The following is a 782-nucleotide window of genomic DNA, read 5'->3' as shown; positions in this document are numbered from 1 at the left end:
CATCATCATTTAAAAACATAGTAAGATAAGGGAATGCTACGGTATTTGGCAAGCTCAAGCGTGATTTAGTTATTTTTAAGTTAGGGTATTTACCTGTTTCAGATTTAACTTTTAACTCAAATTGATTCATTGCGATACCTTGTTCCTCTAGTACGCTAGTAATTCTTTCATATAATTCTTCATTTGTCATTTTATTTATCTACTTTCTTAACCATTAGTTGCTCATAACCTGAACTTGTTCCGTTCATTACAATTGTTTGAATATCTCCCACACGTTCAAAACCTTTATTTTCTAAAGCACTAATTTGTTTACCTAAACCTTTCAAACTAAAAGCTACAGCTCTCTTATATTTATCTTTAGGCTTCTTGTTAAATAATTTAATCATCTTAATTCTCCTTAATTTTTTATATATACTATTATATTAAACTTCTTTTAAATTGTCAAGCGATAACTTCAGTAATTTCAGTTATTTTTTTAACTAAACAATTAGAAGCTATATCAGATTTTTCTACAAAATACTTAAAATCAAACGCTTCTCTCTTTGTATAATATTTTTTATTTTTAACGTTGTAAAAACCTGTTATATCTTTTTCTAACCATTCTACTTTATAATATGTAAATTCATTATTCATTATCCAATTACTCCTGTCTTAATATTTAGTCTTTGCTGACTTGATAAGTGATATGAATTGCACCACTTGCAGTAATAAGCTCTTACTGGTATCTTATCAGCTTTCTTTTTATTATGCTGTGCATTTGCTATTGAATATAAAGCACCCAT

Annotated in this window: 3 protein-coding genes; all 3 read right to left on the bottom strand. The window is 27.4% G+C overall.

Going from position 1 to position 782, the window contains the following annotated elements; all coding sequences use genetic code 11:
• A partial coding sequence (locus L979_RS15395; protein ID WP_047692763.1) for a hypothetical protein occupies positions 1 to 190 on the bottom strand: 190 nt, incomplete at its 3' end.
• Between the two features lies 1 nt (position 191).
• Positions 192 to 386 carry a hypothetical protein gene (locus L979_RS16045; protein ID WP_036853165.1) on the bottom strand — a complete coding sequence of 65 codons (195 nt, stop codon included), beginning with the start codon at positions 384 to 386 and terminating at the stop codon, positions 192 to 194.
• A 55-nt stretch (positions 387 to 441) separates the two neighbouring features.
• Complete coding sequence (locus L979_RS16040) at positions 442 to 633, bottom strand: hypothetical protein (protein ID WP_068505922.1); 192 nt, start codon at positions 631 to 633, stop codon at positions 442 to 444.
• Between the last annotated feature and the right edge of the window lie 149 nt (positions 634 to 782).

Origin of the sequence: Kocuria sp. ZOR0020, assembly GCF_000800955.1 — a bacterium.
Classification (GTDB): domain Bacteria; phylum Actinomycetota; class Actinomycetes; order Actinomycetales; family Micrococcaceae; genus Kocuria; species Kocuria subflava.
The sequence above is the reverse complement of the archived record's forward strand: the minus strand, read 5'-3'. Positions and strand labels throughout refer to the sequence as shown.